Annotated in this window: 11 protein-coding genes and 1 pseudogene; 7 read left to right on the top strand and 5 right to left on the bottom strand. The window is 70.7% G+C overall.

From position 1 onward, the window contains the following. Positions 1 to 30: 30 nt before the first annotated feature. The gene (locus A3IG_RS0122900) at positions 31 to 2,889 is read right to left on the bottom strand and encodes a glycosyl hydrolase (RefSeq protein ID WP_157862277.1); all 2,859 of its coding nucleotides are present in this window, start codon (positions 2,887 to 2,889) and stop codon (positions 31 to 33) included. Positions 2,890 to 3,084: 195 nt separating this feature from the next. Here A3IG_RS0122900 and A3IG_RS0122905 point away from each other — a divergent pair, with 195 nt between their 5' ends. Next, entirely contained in the window at positions 3,085 to 4,092 is a 1,008-nt protein-coding gene (locus tag A3IG_RS0122905; RefSeq protein WP_026220574.1) for a LacI family DNA-binding transcriptional regulator, read from the top strand. A 105-nt stretch (positions 4,093 to 4,197) separates the two neighbouring features. On the opposite strand, the gene tgmC is transcribed toward A3IG_RS0122905, so the two are convergent. From tgmC to A3IG_RS0122920, 3 genes are read right to left on the bottom strand one after another with little or no spacing between them, the layout of a single operon-like run. Next, positions 4,198 to 5,403 carry an ATP-grasp peptide maturase system methyltransferase gene (tgmC, locus tag A3IG_RS0122910; protein ID WP_018385932.1) on the bottom strand — a complete coding sequence of 402 codons (1,206 nt, stop codon included), beginning with the start codon at positions 5,401 to 5,403 and terminating at the stop codon, positions 4,198 to 4,200. Then, on the bottom strand, positions 5,381 to 6,379 hold the full coding sequence (gene tgmB, locus A3IG_RS0122915; RefSeq protein ID WP_018385933.1) for an ATP-grasp ribosomal peptide maturase: 999 nt from the start codon (positions 6,377 to 6,379) through the stop codon (positions 5,381 to 5,383). The genes tgmC and tgmB overlap by 23 nt, the downstream gene beginning before the upstream one ends. Positions 6,380 to 6,382: 3 nt before the next feature. After that, positions 6,383 to 6,616 (bottom strand): putative ATP-grasp-modified RiPP, encoded by a 234-nt coding sequence (locus tag A3IG_RS0122920; RefSeq protein ID WP_018385934.1) that lies wholly within the window; start codon positions 6,614 to 6,616, stop codon positions 6,383 to 6,385. Between the two features lie 523 nt (positions 6,617 to 7,139). On the opposite strand from A3IG_RS0122920, the gene A3IG_RS0122925 reads away from it, so the two are divergent. The 6 genes and pseudogenes from A3IG_RS0122925 (at position 7,140) to A3IG_RS0122945 (ending at position 14,039) form a co-directional block, all read left to right on the top strand. Further along, entirely contained in the window at positions 7,140 to 7,556 is a 417-nt protein-coding gene (locus A3IG_RS0122925) for a hypothetical protein (protein ID WP_018385935.1), read from the top strand. Between the two features lie 5 nt (positions 7,557 to 7,561). Then, the gene (locus A3IG_RS0122930) at positions 7,562 to 10,243 is read left to right on the top strand and encodes a KGGVGR-motif variant AAA ATPase (protein WP_018385936.1); all 2,682 of its coding nucleotides are present in this window, start codon (positions 7,562 to 7,564) and stop codon (positions 10,241 to 10,243) included. Positions 10,244 to 10,731: 488 nt separating this feature from the next. Next, the gene (locus A3IG_RS30935; RefSeq protein ID WP_040912124.1) at positions 10,732 to 11,370 is read left to right on the top strand and encodes an RNA polymerase sigma factor; all 639 of its coding nucleotides are present in this window, start codon (positions 10,732 to 10,734) and stop codon (positions 11,368 to 11,370) included. Beyond that, entirely contained in the window at positions 11,367 to 12,422 is a 1,056-nt protein-coding gene (locus A3IG_RS0122940; RefSeq protein WP_018385938.1) for a CU044_5270 family protein, read from the top strand. The genes A3IG_RS30935 and A3IG_RS0122940 overlap by 4 nt, the downstream gene beginning before the upstream one ends. 9 nt (positions 12,423 to 12,431) lie before the next feature. Next, a pseudogene (locus tag A3IG_RS35440) lies at positions 12,432 to 12,623 on the top strand (IS5/IS1182 family transposase); the annotation flags it as partial. 597 nt (positions 12,624 to 13,220) lie between these two features. Then, positions 13,221 to 14,039 carry a class I SAM-dependent methyltransferase gene (locus A3IG_RS0122945; protein WP_018385939.1) on the top strand — a complete coding sequence of 273 codons (819 nt, stop codon included), beginning with the start codon at positions 13,221 to 13,223 and terminating at the stop codon, positions 14,037 to 14,039. A 528-nt stretch (positions 14,040 to 14,567) separates the two neighbouring features. On the opposite strand, the gene A3IG_RS0122950 is transcribed toward A3IG_RS0122945, so the two are convergent. Next, positions 14,568 to 15,326, bottom strand: a complete 759-nt coding sequence (locus tag A3IG_RS0122950) for a thioesterase II family protein (protein ID WP_018385940.1) — start codon at positions 15,324 to 15,326, stop codon at positions 14,568 to 14,570. Positions 15,327 to 15,358 lie beyond the last annotated feature (32 nt).

Raw genomic sequence — 15,358 nt, forward strand, 5'->3', positions numbered from 1 at the left:
GGTGACGGGTGACCACCGGCCGCGCCTGGTTCAGCGTTGCAACTCGACCTGCTGGTAGCGCACCAGCTTCCAGTTGTTGAGACCGTCGCCCCAGGTCTGCCAGCCGTCGATGCCCAACTGGCGGTAGTTGTCCCGCTCCACCGGGTGCTTCTTGTTGACCGTGAGCGTCAGGGAGAACGACGCGTCGTCGGGCGACAGCGGCGCGATCCGCTCCCAGGGCACGGCGACCCGGTAGGTCGTGGTCCCGGCGACGTCGTCCCGGGCCACATCGACCTCGGCGCCCTCCACCGCGCCCACCGGGTAGTCCCTCGGCAGCGACTCGGCGTAGATCCCCGAGCCCTCCAGCGACTCACCGGCGTAGAGCATGTACCACTCAGCTCCCCAGGCACCGAGGCCCTCCCCCGGCTTCCCCGGCTGGACACCGATGCCGATGCTCTCCCCGGCGGGCAGCCAGTTGAGCTTCTTCGCCGGGCGGTAGTCCTTCTCCCGGACCACGGCGGAGACGTACAGGTTCTGCTCGTCCCAGGTCGCCCACAGGTCGGCGTCGGCCTCGTCCGCGGTGATCCCGCTGTAGGTGCCGACCTGCGACATGTCGATCTTCGGAACGTTGGTCAGACCGGTGAGCTGCCCCTCGTCGTCGAGCTGCGGGGTGGCCCGCATGATCGGGCTGAACCCGAACGAGTCGCTGTCGGTGAGGGTCGCCCCGTCGGCCAGCGACGCGGTCACGCTCACCGGCCTGACGGCGAACGGGGACTGGCCCCCGACCTCGGCGTAGAACGACCGCGAGCCCAGCGGCGGAACCGTCCCCCCGCCCTCGATCGTCCCGGTCACGGAGCCGAAGGACCAGTCAATGCCCCGCACCTCGGCGGACTCCTCCGCCGACCGGTTGCTGACGGTCACCTTCAACCGGTCGGTCCGAACCCGCCCCACCACGGACATGTCCGGCGAAACATCGACGACGACCGGCTCCCGGCCCACCTGGGTGTCGGTCGCCGCGACGCCGGCGGACCTGCCGTCGATGGTGACGTCGGCAGAAAGACCACGGGTGCCCGGCACGTCACCCGCGGGAACGCGCAGCACCGCACCCGCCCGGTGACCGGGCTGGGCCGACACCGTGGCCCGGTGCCCCTCGATCTCGAACACCGCCGTGCGGGCCGCCCCCGCCGACTGACCGCGGTTGTCCACCGTGACGGTCACCGGGACGTCCTCACCGGCCGCGGACACCTCCGGGGCGGAGATCGACACCAACGGCGACTCCCGCACCGACCCCACCGCGGCGTGCAGGAACACCGGCTCACCGGTGAGCGTCAGGTACACCCAGCCGTCCACGGGCTCCAGCACCCGTTCCGCACCCAGCATGTCCACCACCTCGACCGGCCCGTCACTGCGCACCCGCACCGGCTTGTCCTCGCGCCGGTCGCTGCTCCACAGCACGGTGGTGGTCGGCCCGTCCTCGTCCCGGAACCGGTAGGCGTGGACCGCCTCGTCGCCGGTGGGGAGCCTCCGGTCGAACTCCGCGGTGGTCAGCTCGCGCGCCACCGTGGCGTACGCCAGGTAGGCAGGCTTGGGGTTCATCGCGGTGGCCGCCGGGTTGCCGCGGCGCAGCAGACCGAAGTTGTGCTCGCCGTTGGCCGGCTTGTCACCGTCGTTGACCAGGTCGTACCAGTAGTACTTGGCGACCCCGGCGGCCTTGGCCTCCAGCAGCGCCCGGGACGTGGACTCCGCCTGGACCTGTTCGCTGACGCCGATGCCCTCCCGGGTGGCGGAGGTCCACCCCTGCTCGGTGATCCAGATCGGGATCTCCCTGCCGTCGTTGTACTTCCGCATCAGCTCCTTCAGGCCCGCGATGTCCAGACCGACGCCCTCGGGGGCCCCGGGCGCGCGGTAGGGGTGGATCGACAGCGCGTCCATGTGCTCGAGGCCGCCGAGCTGGAACAGCTCCTCGAACCAGTCGAGCGGCACCTTGAACGAGGACGCCCCGACCACCGTGGCCCCCGGCGCCACCGACTTCACGCCGTCGTACGCGGCCGCGAGCGTCCTGGCGTAGCACTTGGCGCTCTGTGAGCACACGCCGCTGGAGAAGCCGCCGTAGTACTCGTTCCAGACCTCGAACGCCGGAATCCGGTCGGCGTAGTGCGCGGCCACCGCGGCCGAGTACCTGCGGAACCCCTCGTTCGCGGCGTCGGTGCTGGGCACGCCGCCGTAGTCGGAGTTGCCGAAGCCCAGCAAGTAGAGGCCGTCCTGGCCGCGTTCCACGAGGTTGTCGGTGACGTGCTCGGTGGTCTCGGGGAACTGGTAGGTGCCCTTGGGCTTCTCGATGGTGTTCCAGTAGGTCACGTCGACCCGGGCGGCGTTGATGCCCGCCCTGGCGGCGATGGCCGTGGAGTCGTCCCACTCGGCGCCGGGCGTGGACCGGTAGTGGTGGTTGACGCCGAACATCGACTCGGCGGTGTCCCGGGGGTCGGGCCCCGGGCGCATCACCGCGAAGCCCGCGGTCCGCTCCACGGTGGTGCCGGCCGCGTCGGTGCCCCGCAGGGTCACGGTGTAGTAGCCGAGCGGCAGTCGGCCCGCGTCGATCCGCCCCTCGCGGGTGGTGGCGTCGATGGCCGCGGTGCCCTGCTGGACCGTCCTGCCCCGGTAGTCGCGGACCGTCCAGGGCACCTCGGTGTCACGGGCGCTGAGCACGCCGAACACCGCGTCCTGTCCCGGGTCGAAGACGTTGCCCCGGGTGGTCACCTTCACCCGGACGTCGTCCGTGGCCACGGCGGCCGGCGCGTCCGAATCTGCGGCCGACACCTGGACCTGGCCGACCGTCAGCACCGTGCTGAGCACGGCGAGCGTCACCGCCGCCCCCGAGAGTCGCCAACGGGATCTGTGTCTGTGTCGCATTGCCAGGACTCCTTGGGGAGGGGAGGGACGCGGCCCGGGACCTCCGGGCCGTCATGTCACACCGGGGGCCGCCACCAACGGCCCCGTTGTGCAAGCGGTTGCACACCATCGTGGATCTGGCCGATCCACGGCGTCAATAGGTCGGGAAAGCGTTTTCCAGATTCACCGATTCCACGCCCCACCTACACTGGGCCCATGCCGCCCAGGAGATCAGTCACGCTCAGTGATGTCGCGTCCGTTGCCGGCGTCTCCATCTCCACGGCCTCCCGGGCGCTCAGCGGGAACAGCCGCATCTCCGCGGCGACGCGCGCCCGCATCGAGGAGGCCGCCCGCCGGTTGGACTTCCGGCCCAACACCCAGGCCCAGTCGTTCGCACAGGGCCGCAGCCGCACCATCGGCTTCCTCGCCCAGAACGCCAGGGGCGTGTTCGCCGAACCCGTGCTCGTCGGAGCGGCCACCTACCTCGGGAGCAGGGAACAGGCGTGCCTGCTGTACGACACCCACTTCGACCCGGACGTCCTGGACGACAGCGTCCGCAAGCTCCGTGCCCGCCCGGTGGACGGGCTGCTGGTCCTCGGGGACGGGTTGCGGGGCACCGTGCGGTCGGTCACCAGCCGGTTCACCGTCCCCGTCGCCTACGCCTTCGGGATCAGCGAGAGTGACCGCGACGCCTCGTTCGTCCCGGACAGCGAGATGGCCGGCCGTCTCGCCGCCGAGCACCTGCTGTCCGTCGGCAGGACCCGCATCGCGCACATCACCTGCTCCCCGGAGGACGTGGCCGCCGCCGGCCGGCTGCGGGGCCTGCGGGCGGCGCTCGCGGACGCCGGCCTGACGCCGTGCGCCGAGCTCGTCAAGGACTGGACGCAGGTCTGGGGCGCCGCCGCGGCCCGCCAACTCGTCGCCTCCGACGTGGACTTCGACGCGGTCTTCTGCGGGAACGACCACATCGCCCTCGGCGTCGAACGCGCCCTGCGGGAGCTCGGGCGGCGGGTCCCCGACGACGTCGCCCTGATCGGCGTCGACGACTGGGAGACCCGCCTGGCCCTCCACGGTCCACGGCACCTGACGACCATCAACCCGAACCTGGCCGACCTCGGCGCCGCCGCCGCACGGCAGGTCGCCGACGACGACGTGGAACCGGGCCTCCACCTCCAACCCTGCACCCTGCTGGTCGGGGAGACGACGGGCGGCACGGGGGCGTAGCCGGGCACACCGCCCGCCGGACGTCGGGGCCGTCGCCCGACGCCGTGACCGCGGCCCGCCCCACGGTGGTGAGCCGGGCCTCTCCCCTCTCCCGCTCCCCGCCCTTCAGGGTGTGGCCGGAGCCAGCGGCAGATCCGGCATCCGGGGGTGCCTCAGTACCTGCTCGCCGCCGCGCACGTGCAGGCGGAACTGCTCCGGCCCCGGCTGGCCCGCCGCGTCGTAGGCGCCCAGTACGTCCTCGACGCGCTCCCACAGCCTCACCGGCCCGGCCTCGCGCACCCACCAGCCCTCCCCCTCGGGAACGAGGGTGCAGGCGGAGCCGGTGACGACGTCGATCAGGTGCGTGGCCTTCCCGTCGGTGGTGAGTTGGGCCGTCGGCGCCGCGCACTGGGCGAGGAACCTCAGGTGGAAGGCCTCCTCGGTGGCTGCCGTGATCCGCTCGGGACCGTGCCTGGCAGGCCGCGCGGCACGGGGCAGGTCAGCCGCCCAGTGGGCGGGGTTGCCGAACGCCGGAGCCGCGTGGGTGCGCGCCGCCATGAAGGACACCGTGCCGGGGAGCAGCGGCCCCTCGGCGCTGCCGTCGGCCGCGACGGTGAGCAGGACGCGGGCGTACCCGTAGAGCCAGCCGCTGAGGGGGAGCAGGACCTTCCCCCCCGGCCTGGTCTGGGCGGGCAGCGCGGGCGGCACGGAACGGAAGGAGCAGGCGGCGACGATCCGGTCAACCGGCGCCTCGGGCCAGTACCCGTAGAGCCCGTCGGCGACCGCGAGGGTGGGAGTGTGGCCCAGGCCGTACAGGGCGGCAGCGGCCTGGGCGAGCCGACGGGGATCGACCTCGACGGACGTGACCGCGTCCGCGCCGAGGCGTTCGCAGGCCAGCGCGGTGGAGTAGCCGGTCCCCGTCCCGATCTCCAGCAGGGTGTGCCCCTCGGAGACGTCCGCGTCCGTCCACGTCCGCACCACCAGGGACGGCAGGGTCGAGGAGGAGGTGGGCGCCCCGCCGTGCCGGACGGAGGGCTTCGCCCAGTCGGGTTCCTCGCCGTCGAACTGGGTGATCAGGGTCGTGTCGGAGTGGGCGGCGGACAGCCACCGCTCGCCGTCGAGCTCGGCGGTGACGGGCTCCCAGACGGTGAGCCCGTCCTCGTCGCGCTCCGCGGCGGGCAGGTAGAAACCGGGCACGAACCGGTGCCGCGGCACCTCCTCCACCACCGCCCGCCAGGCCGGGTCGGTGAACACGCCGTCCGCGGCCAGGGCCCGGGCCAGGGCCCGGCGCAGTGGGGCCGCATCGCCGTCAAGGTCGTGGGGCGTCGGCACGGCCGACCGCCTCCTTCCCGCTCAGGATGTCGGCGAACGCCTCGGTGATCTCGTCAGCGTCTGGCAGCCAACCCCACTGGCCGTTGGGGTTGCACTCCAGGAAGGTCCACTGCTGTGGGTCGTCACCGTCGCCGGTCAGGGCGAAGTCGAAGCAGCCGAAGACCAGCTCGAACGTCGCCAGGTAGGCGAACAGGGCCCGCACGACGAGCACCGGCACGGTGACGGGGGCGTGGACCAGTTCGTCCCAGTCGCCGCGGCGCCAGTCCAACGCACCGTTGGGGGCGGCGATCCTCTGGGCGAAGACCCGACGGCCGACCACGGTCACCCGCACATCGGCGGTCTTCGGGACCTCGGTCTGGAACAGGTGGGCGGTCACCGTCAAGGAGTCGTCGAAGGTGTCCGGGGCGACGCGCTGCGTCCAGATCGCACCAGCGCGTTCGCCGTCACCGTGGGGAAGACCGCGGAACGTCTTGTAGACGATCCGCTGGTGCCCGGCGGCGAACTTCCTCGCCTGCTCCGCGTCGTTGGTCACCAGGGTCGGGGGGATGACCAACCCGAGCCGGGAGGCGGCCAGGAGCTGGGTGGGCTTGACGTCCGCACGGGCCACCGCGGCGGGGTGGTTGACGTAGACCACACCGTGCAGGCTGTTCAGGACGCCGCCGAGCCCGTGCCTGGCCTCGTTCGTCGCGAAGTCCCGCTGCTGCGCGGGCAGGTGGGCGTACCTCGCCGCGTACGGCGTGGGGCGGCGGTAGTACACCGCCGCCACCTCCTCCAACTCCACCTCGCGGCTGGTCGTCCGCAACCGGCCCCTCCACGCCCCCGTCCCCGCCTCGATACGGGCGTCGAAGGTCAGCTCGGGGCCGATGTCGGCCGGATCGACGCGGGCGACGCGCACCCCGCGTTCATTCAGGGAGGTGATGACCGCGTCGGCGGTGATGTCCTCCAAAGAGGTGACGACCAGGACGAGGGGAGCCACCGGTCAGTCGGTCTCGTAGTCGGTGGTGTTGTCGTCCTGCGACTGCGGCTGTGGGCCCTGCCCGTCGCCACCGCCGGACATCGAGGCGGTGCCCTTCGTCCTTGACGTTCCGTGCCTGCCCATCTCGACCGGCCGGCCGATCACATCGAAGTAGCAGGCCGTCTGGGTTGACGGATCGAGCACCACCCTCGCGTACGGCGGCGGGGAGAGCGGCAGACGGTCAGTGACCAGCCGCATGGCCCAGGGAGGGGAGAGTGCGGGTGTCTCCACAGCGAGTGTCCTTTCCCCTAGCGTCGGAGTGGATGGCCGGGACGGCCCTCCGTGAATTCAGCATCTGCCTCCTTACCGCACGCGGCCAGTACCGTGGACTCCCCCGATATGAGGAAGCAGCCATCTCGTAACCAGTGACAATCACCGGTTTCTCAGGTCTCCCGGGCGGGTTCGCCACGCGCCTTCGATCCCTTGAGCGCCATTGGCGACCTTGGGTGCCCACAGCCGCAGACGTGATGAGACGTCCCACCTTTCGAGAACGTCAGGTAATCGCACCGTCGCGATCCGAGTCGGCCGCATGTCAACCACCGGATGATCTCCGCGGCTGTGGGGACGTCGAGGCGGGGAGGACGGGAGTCAGAACCCGTGGCGTTTTTGGAGGCTGTTGGCGCCATGCGCCTGCACGTCCCCTGGCGCGGCTCCTGGCGGACCGGACCTGGGACCAGGCAGGTTTTCCGTCAGCCTGTTCTCCAGCAAGTAGTCTGGTCCGATGGTGGACGTGGGGGTCGGTGAGTTACGGAGGAGCCGCGAGCGGCTCGCCAAGCAGGGAGAGGCCGCGGAACAGGCCGGGGAGGACGCGGTCTGCGGGTTGCTGCTTTTTTATGCGGCCGAGTGTGGATTGAAGGCCGAGGTGTTGAGATGGGTTCTGCACCGTCAGGACACCTCCGCGTTACCCAGTGACCTGCGGACGCACGATCTACGCCGCCTGGCCAAGGCGCTGAACCTCAAGGCCCCCGGCCCAGGGCCGGACCCATTGCGGTGCCGTCGGCACACCGACGGCACCTGGCTCGAGAGCCACGAACTGCACCAGGCATGGCGCTATGGTGCAAGATTGCGCGCGGATGATCAGAAAGCGGCCGTGGAAGCTTTGAAGGCACTGGTGAACGACGCCAAGAAGGGATCTTGAGCGCAATGGCTGGCAGGCTCTTCACCTGGGTCGATATCGATTCCCAACTGGCGGAGGCAGCCGTCGCTGGCCGGTGGCCGCAGTGGCTGCTCGAGGTCGATGCCTGGTGGGACGGGCTGGAACTCCAGGTCCGCCCGGGGACTGGGAGTGACGAGGTCCGCGGGTGGCTCGACAGCCAGTTCGGCCTGGGATCAGCCACCACGGGTGAGACGGGTCTGGAACTCCGACTGGACCGCCCGGCAGCGCACGTCCCGGCGTCGCTTCCGGTGCGCACGATCGAGTCAACCGACTCCGGGGCGGCCCCACGACGCCCGAAGCTCAGCGAACGCCGCGTCACCTCGGCGCTGAGCGAGGCCCTTCCGCGCCCGCACAGCGAACGGTTCGCTGGCGACAGGCAACTCACCGCCTTCCATTCCTTCAAGGGCGGCGTCGGACGAACGCTTCACGCCGTAGCGCTGGCCGACCTCCTCGCCTCCCAGGGACAACACGTCCTGCTCGTCGACGCTGACCTGGAGGCGCCCGGCATCACCTGGATGTACCAGGCACAGGGGGGCCGCTGCGACATCGCGTACGAAGACCTCCTGGCGCTCCTGCACTCCTCCACCCAGGGTGATCCCACCCCGGCGGTGGAGATCGCCGCCGCCTACCTGCCCAACCAGCGGGTCTCGCGCTACCCAGGGACAGGTTGCGTGACTGTGCTTCCAGCCAGTCGCCGCACGCGGCTCGGGCCACCCCGAATCGGACCGGCCGATCTGCTGACGGAGGACCGCTCGCCGTACTTCCTGAGCGAGTCCCTGGCGGCCCTCGCGGTCGTGGCCGGGGCCGACAGCGTCGTCCTGGACCTCCGAGCCGGCGCTTCGGAGCTGGCAGCCCCGATCCTGTTGGACCCCCGGGTCATGCGGGTGTTCGTCACGACGATCAGCAGCCAGTCCCTCCAGGGCACCGAGACCATGATCCGGCAGTTGGGTGCGCAGTCCCCCGCGCTGGTGGGAACGGATCCCACTCCAGGCGCCATCGTCACCCAGTACCGGCTCGACGTCCACGACGGTCATGCCGAGGACGCACGCAGGGGGCTTTCGGCGGCACTGGCGTCCACGATCGCCCTGGCCGGGACAGCCGCCGACGAGGACGTGCTGGAGGACCTGACGGTGGACGAACAGGTCCTGACCGTGCCCGTGCTGAGTCCGTTCCGTGAGGAACTGCTGGCACTTCCGTCGGCCTGGGACGCAGTGGTCGAGGTCGCCCGGCGCTGTGGATTGCCGGAACTGCTCACCGAGTTCACACCGGACGTGAAACCCGCGGTCCCGACACGCCCCGAGGAACCAGCCACGCTGGACGGCCGTCGGCGAGCCCTGGAGGGCACCGCGCGCCGACTGGTGTTCGCCGAGCAACGCGGCATGGACTCCGGCCTGGGGTTCCTCACCACCGAACCGGTGCGTCGGCTGATCGCCGACCACAGCACCGACCTCCCGGTGGCGGTCGTCGTCGGAGCGAAGGGCGCGGGGAAGACGTTCACCTTCGCCAGGATGTGCGCCGAGGGGTCCTGGGAAGCGTTCGCCAAGAAGAACGGGCAGAGCGTCGAGCGGACCGCGACGGTGGTCCCCGTCCTGGACCCGGCCAACATCTCGGAGCCGCATGCGGACGTGGCATCGCCGCAGAAGCTCAGAGACCTTGCGGCAGGTGGGTCAGGCGTCACCGCGGACGAGATCCGGCGCAGTCTGAACGCCGCCCTCCGGGACGACCGGGCCGACGACCCGGAGTTCTGGCGACAGCGCTGGCTGGAGTGCCTGGCCTGGTCAGCGGGCGCCCAACAGGGACAACCAGCCGAGCAGTTCCTCCTCGCGCGGACCGCGGACCTGTCCGGGGCCTGCCTCTTCGTCATCGATGGCCTGGAGGACTGGCTGGAGTCGCTGGAGACGGAGTCCAGGCGTGTCGCACTGCGAACACTGCTGGTCGAGGTTCCGGCCTGGCTCCGCATGCTTCGCAACCGCTCACTCGGACTCGTCGTCTTCGTACGTCAGGACCTCGTCAGGTCGGCGATCAGGCAGAACCTCGGCCAGTTCCTCGACCGCTACGCCCCCTACGAGCTGCGTTGGGACACCAAGGACGCCCTTCGGCTCGCACTGTGGATGGCGACGAACGCCGAGGCGGTGGCTGAGCCGAACCTGCCGATCGCGGACATGGGCTACAACGAAATCGTTCAGGCGCTCCTTCCCCTGTGGGGCGCGAAGCTCGGAACCGCCGGCTCACGCGAGGCATGGACCGAGCGGTGGGTTCCCGCCGCCCTCGCGGACTTCAACGAACAGATCCAGGCTCGCGACGTCGTCCGCTTCCTCTGCGAGGCTGCTGGAGCGTCCGTCGGGGACACGCGCTGGCCGGATAGGGTGCTGACTCCGTCAGCCATGCGCCGTGCCCTGGCTTCCTGTAGCCGTGCGAAGGTGGATGAGATCAACGAGGAGAACCCACGCCTCGGAAAGCTCCTGCGTCACATGTCTTCCTTCTCGGACACCGTCAAGATGCCTTTCGACGCGGCAGACGTGAAGCTGACGGCCGACGACGTGGAAGCCCTGGAGCAGTGGGGCGCCCTGGCCAGGGACTCCGACGGGCGCTACCGCGTGCCGGAGATCTACCGCCACGCCCTCGGGTTCCGCACGCAGGGCAGGGCCCGCGTGGTGCGGGGTTTGTGACGCGCGACGGCGTGTGCCACGCCGGTGCACCCGTCTGTATCCCCGCGCCCGTGTCCCGCCCGAGGCGTGTCAGCACGGCATGGGCGGTGCCGCACGTCGTCCCAAGGCACACCCGCCGCGACCTGCCACGGTAGTTCCCTGCTGGGCGGCATCCACCCTGTGGGCACCCGGGCTCCTGCACGCTGCGGTGGCACCGGCACTCCAGCCCCGGCCCCAAGAGGCCTCACCTGGTGTGACACCGCCCACCTGCGGTGGACCTTCGCGGTACGAGCCAACTGTGGAGGTCGTCGTTGCCGCTGTCGGTGGTCTCGGCGAGGGTGCGGCAGACGGTGGCGCCCGGGACGGGGGTCCCGTTGGCTCGCGGGGACTTCCGCCACCCCGTTCCCGGATTCTCTCAGCCAAGTCGAACCAACGCGTCTTCGCGATGGCCCACGGCGGCGTGTCGGGCGTCACAGGGAACCGAACGGAGGCTACGGACACTTCGCTGTGTGGAGACACCGCTGAGTGAACGAGTGCGGTCCGGAAACCGGGCGGCGTTCGATGAGATCTTCGAAAAGCATTCGGGGATCGTGTACGCGCATGCCATCCGGGTGACCGGAGACTGGGCAGTGGCTGAGGATGTCGTGTCCCTGACCTTCCTGGAGGCCTGGCGGCTGCGGGAGAAGATGCGTGCCGAGGTGGTCAGCGTCCGGGCGTGGCTGCTGGGCATCGCGACCAACGTGCTGCGCAACACCGCCCGGGCGGCCCGGCGGCACCGAGCGGCGATGTCACGGCTTCCGCCACGGCACAGCGTGCCCGACTTCGCGGACGAGGTGGTCGGGCGGCTCGCCGACGCCGACCACCTTCAGGCGGCGGCACGCGCGCTGGCCAAGCTCCGGCGGGCCGACCGTGACGTGTTCACCCTCTGCGTATGGTCTGGGCTGGGTTACGCAGAGGCGGCGGAGGTGCTCGGAATCCCGGTGGGCACCGTCCGGTCCCGGCTGTCCCGCGCCCGCAAGCGGCTTCGCACGCTGGCCCACGACGAACTGCACAGCGGGCCGAATCCGGTGGAACCGCTAACAGGCACCGGACACATACCAGGCGGCCGCACTCCCGCGGCCCGGTCATCCCAGGAGGGGAACCGATGAACGCCGCCTCCCGACACCAGCCCGAGCAGCACGAACGGGCCGAGCGCGAGGAACTGGCCCGGCTGATGCCGGCCCCGGCCCGACCCGGCCTGACTCCCGACCGCCGTCGCCTGCTCAAGGACCACTTCATGAACGAGATCGACGTCCACACACTGGCCGCGGCGCCCCGCCGGCGTTTCCGCAGGCGGCTCGTGCTCGTTCTGGTGCCCACCGCCGCTGCCTGCGCCCTGGCACTCACGGTGGGTCACGACGGAGTGGAGAACATCGCCCGGCTGACCGGCATCCGGGCCACCGCCGACCCCGGGAGCAGCGTGGCCGCCGGGCCTGCGGCATCGCCCGCAGCGGTGCAGCTTCTGAACCGCATCGCTCTCACCGCGGCCGAGCAACCCAGCACCAACGTCCGCGACAGCCAGTACACCTACGTGAAGATCGCCGGTTTCACCACTGCTCTGGACGGAGACACCGGCGTGACTGAGCGGACCGACGAGGTCATGGAACAGTGGACATCCGTGGACGGCAGCGGCCGCACCCTGAAGCGCCAGGCCAGTGACGACTGGTGGCTGGATGCCCCCGGCGCCGGCACACTGAGCACACCGACCTACCGGCTGCTGGCAAGCCTGCCCACCGACCCCAGTGCTCTGCTGAAGGCGATCTATGAAGAGGCTGACCTCAACCACGGAGCGGGCACCGATTCCACACTCGGCGCTGACCAGGGGGCGTTCGTGGCCATCGGCGACATGCTGCGCCACTCCGCGGCGCCGCCCGCCACCAGCGCCGCCCTCTACCGGGCTGCCGCCCGCATACCCGGGGTCACGACCCTTCCTGACGCCGTCGACGCCGCAGGACGCCACGGCGTGGCCGTCGCCCGCACCCACGACGGCGAACGCCAGGAATGGATCTTCGATGAGAACAGCCTGCGCTTCCTAGGCACCCGCACCGTCCTCGTCAAGGACAGTGCCTGGGGCAAGGCTGGCACCACTGTCGAATCCGTCGCCCTCACAGCCACGGGCATCGTCGACGAGCCAGGGCACACCCCCAGGTCCGGCACCTGAGCCCTCTGCCGCGGCACCGAGCACGGTTCCGGCCTGGGCATCCAACGCCGGGGCGTGGAGCGTGCGTTCGCCCATCTGCACTGGTTCCGCCGCCTGCGGATCCGCTGGGAGATACGCGACGACATCCACGAAGCTTTCCTCATCCTTGGACGCGCACCCATCTGTTGGCGACGCCTGAAGTCATTGCGTTGGGAGTTCTAAGACCGATCCGGCCGAAACCAGGGCGGAGTGCTGATCGGTTCGGGCATCACCAGCAGCGCTCCACCGACGCGGCCAGCGACGGCAACAGCCAGCGGCCCGGTCCGAGCGGGGGTGAGAGCTTCTGCCGCCTTCCGCCATGGCTGTGACCTGCACAGATGGACGAGCGTCAGAACGCTGCAATGCTGGATGAGAACGACCGTCTCAAGTGTGGGCCGTCCTGGGACTTTACCCTCGGTCCCTCATCAGCCCTGGAGGGTTCGCAATGGGACGCCGTGGTCACCACGACCACCAGCCCGCGGCGAATGGTAGCTGGAACGAAGAGTGGGAGCTTCGACCACCTGTCGTGTCGGGATCGCTGCGCGCCGCTGTTCGCGCCCCGGTGAGGCAAGGTCCCGAGAGCACAAGTCCCCTGCGACGGGCCCATACCCGGCGGCGTCCCCGGACGGCGGCCCACCTCCGCTCCGTGTTCCCTGGGTTGCCGCCTGGCGGGACGCGACCCCTCCGTCCGTGGCGAGCTGCTCGGCCGGGAGGCAGAAGGTGTCCTCGACCTCCCAACCCGTTGGACAGGCGAACCGGTCGGGAGGGACCCTGGTCCCCATGCCCACGTCCCCACACCTCGCCCCGGAGATCCTGGATTTCTACACCCACGCCTTCGACGAATCCGCCCGACTCACCTCCAACGCCGAAGGCGCGCTCGAGCTGGTGCGGACCCGCGAGATCCTGCGGAGGCACCTGCCCCCGGCACCGGCGACCGTGCTCGACGTGGGCGGCGGCCCCGGCGTCCACGCCGGGTGGCTCGACACCGAGGGATACCGGGTGCGGGTCGTCGATCCGGTGCCGCGGCACGTCGAGCAGGCCACAGCCCGCGGACTGGACGCGCAGGTCGGCGACGCCCGACAACTCACGGCCGCGGACGACTCGTACGACGTGGTACTCCTCCTCGGACCGCTCTACCACCTGCCAGAACGCGAGGACCGTGACCGGGCGCTCGCCGAGGCCCGGCGGGTCGTCCGCCCCGGTGGCCTGGTCGCTGCCGCGGCGATCGGCCGCGCCGCCGTGCTGTACAAGCACGTGGCGACCACGTTGCTGGGCAACGAGCAGATCAGGGAAGAAGTCGCCGGAACTCTCAGCACGGGCCGTTACGAGTCCGGTCGGAGGGGGTTCATCACCGCGTACCTCCATACCGCCGAGGAACTCGCCGGAGAACTCTCCGCGGCCGGGCTGACCGGGGTGCGCGTCCATGGCGTCGAGGGCCCGGCGTGGGCGTGCCTCAAGGCCGTCGAGGTGCACACCGGGACGGTGCTGACCGACTCGCCGATGTTCACCGCCGCCCTGGAGGCCGCGCGGCTCGCCGACGCCCACCCAGAACTGCTCGCCGCCAGCTCCCACCTGCTCGCCACCGCCGTGGCACCCTGAGCCTCCCCCCGCAACAGCAGGTAAAAGCATGAAGGACGCGTTGCATCTCGACAGGCGCGCTCGCACCTGGCAGAAAGGCTATGCGTAGGGTCAGCAACAAAGTGTGAGCCCAGCGTTCAACCATCCAGGCAGCCTTACCCGCGGGTCGGGATAACGCGCGAGACCAGTCCGGCCGGACCAGGGCGGGGCGTTCATTGGTTCAGGGTCTGCCATACGATCACCAGCAGCGATCCACCGACACCGACGCGGCCAGGAGCGGCAACGGCCACCTCCCCGTTTCGAGCTGACAGGCGAGAGCTTCTGCCATCTTCTGCCATGGCTGTGACCTGCGCAGATGCATGACCGTCAGGACGCTGCAAGGCTAGACGAGAACGACCATGTCAAATGCCGGCCGACCTGGGGCTTTACCCTCGGGTTCCTCATCAGCCCTGGAGAGTTCGCAGGCTCACACCCCGTGCCACTTCGGGGTCACCTGTCACAAGTTCCTCATCAGCCCTGGAGAGTTCGCAGGCCCACCCCGCCCCGGGGTCACGCCGCCGGGTGGGCCGTGCGGGCCAGGGTGGCGGCGATGTCGGTGAGGAGGTCGGCGGCAGCCGGGTGGAGGAAGAAGTGGCCGCCGGGCAGCAGCCGCAGCCGGGAGCCGGCGGCGGACTGGTGGCGCCAGTCGCGCAGGGCCGTCGGCGGGACGAGCGGGTCGGCGGTGCCGCCGAAGACCGTCATGGGGACGGCGAGCGGCGGCTCGGGGCGGTACTCGTAGGTCTCCAGGACCGAGAAGTCCGCCCGCATGGTGGGCAGCATGACGTCCATCAGGTCGTCGTCGTCGAGGAGTTCCGCGGGGGTGCCGCCCAGGGCCAGCAGTTCCGCCTTCACCTCGGCGTCCGGGGCGGCGCGCACCGGCGGGCGGGTGCGCGGGGCGTCGGGGGACGCGGCGCCGGAGACGAACAGGTGCGCGGGGGCGGGCCAGCGGCGTCGGCGCAGGGTCCGGGCCAGCTCGAAGGCGAGCAGCCCGCCCATGCTGTGCCCGAAGAGGGCGTACGGACGGTCCAGGTGGGGGCGGAGCGCGTCGGCGAGGGCGCCGACCAGCGGCTGGAGGCGGGTGAACGGGGTCTCGCCGAGCCGGCGGCCCCGGCCGGGGAGTTCCACCGGGCACACCTGGAGGCTCGCCGGGGCGAGGGAGTGCCAGCCACGGTAGGCGGACGCGCCGCCGCCCGCGTAGGGAAGGCAGAAGAGGCGGTGGGCTGCCTGCTCCGGCGGCGGTTTCCGCCAGGCGAGCCACGCGTTGTCCACTTCGGTCTCCTTCTCTCACGGGCGGCGACGGG

Origin of the sequence: Wenjunlia vitaminophila DSM 41686, from assembly GCF_000380165.1 — a bacterium.
Lineage (GTDB): Bacteria > Actinomycetota > Actinomycetes > Streptomycetales > Streptomycetaceae > Wenjunlia > Wenjunlia vitaminophila.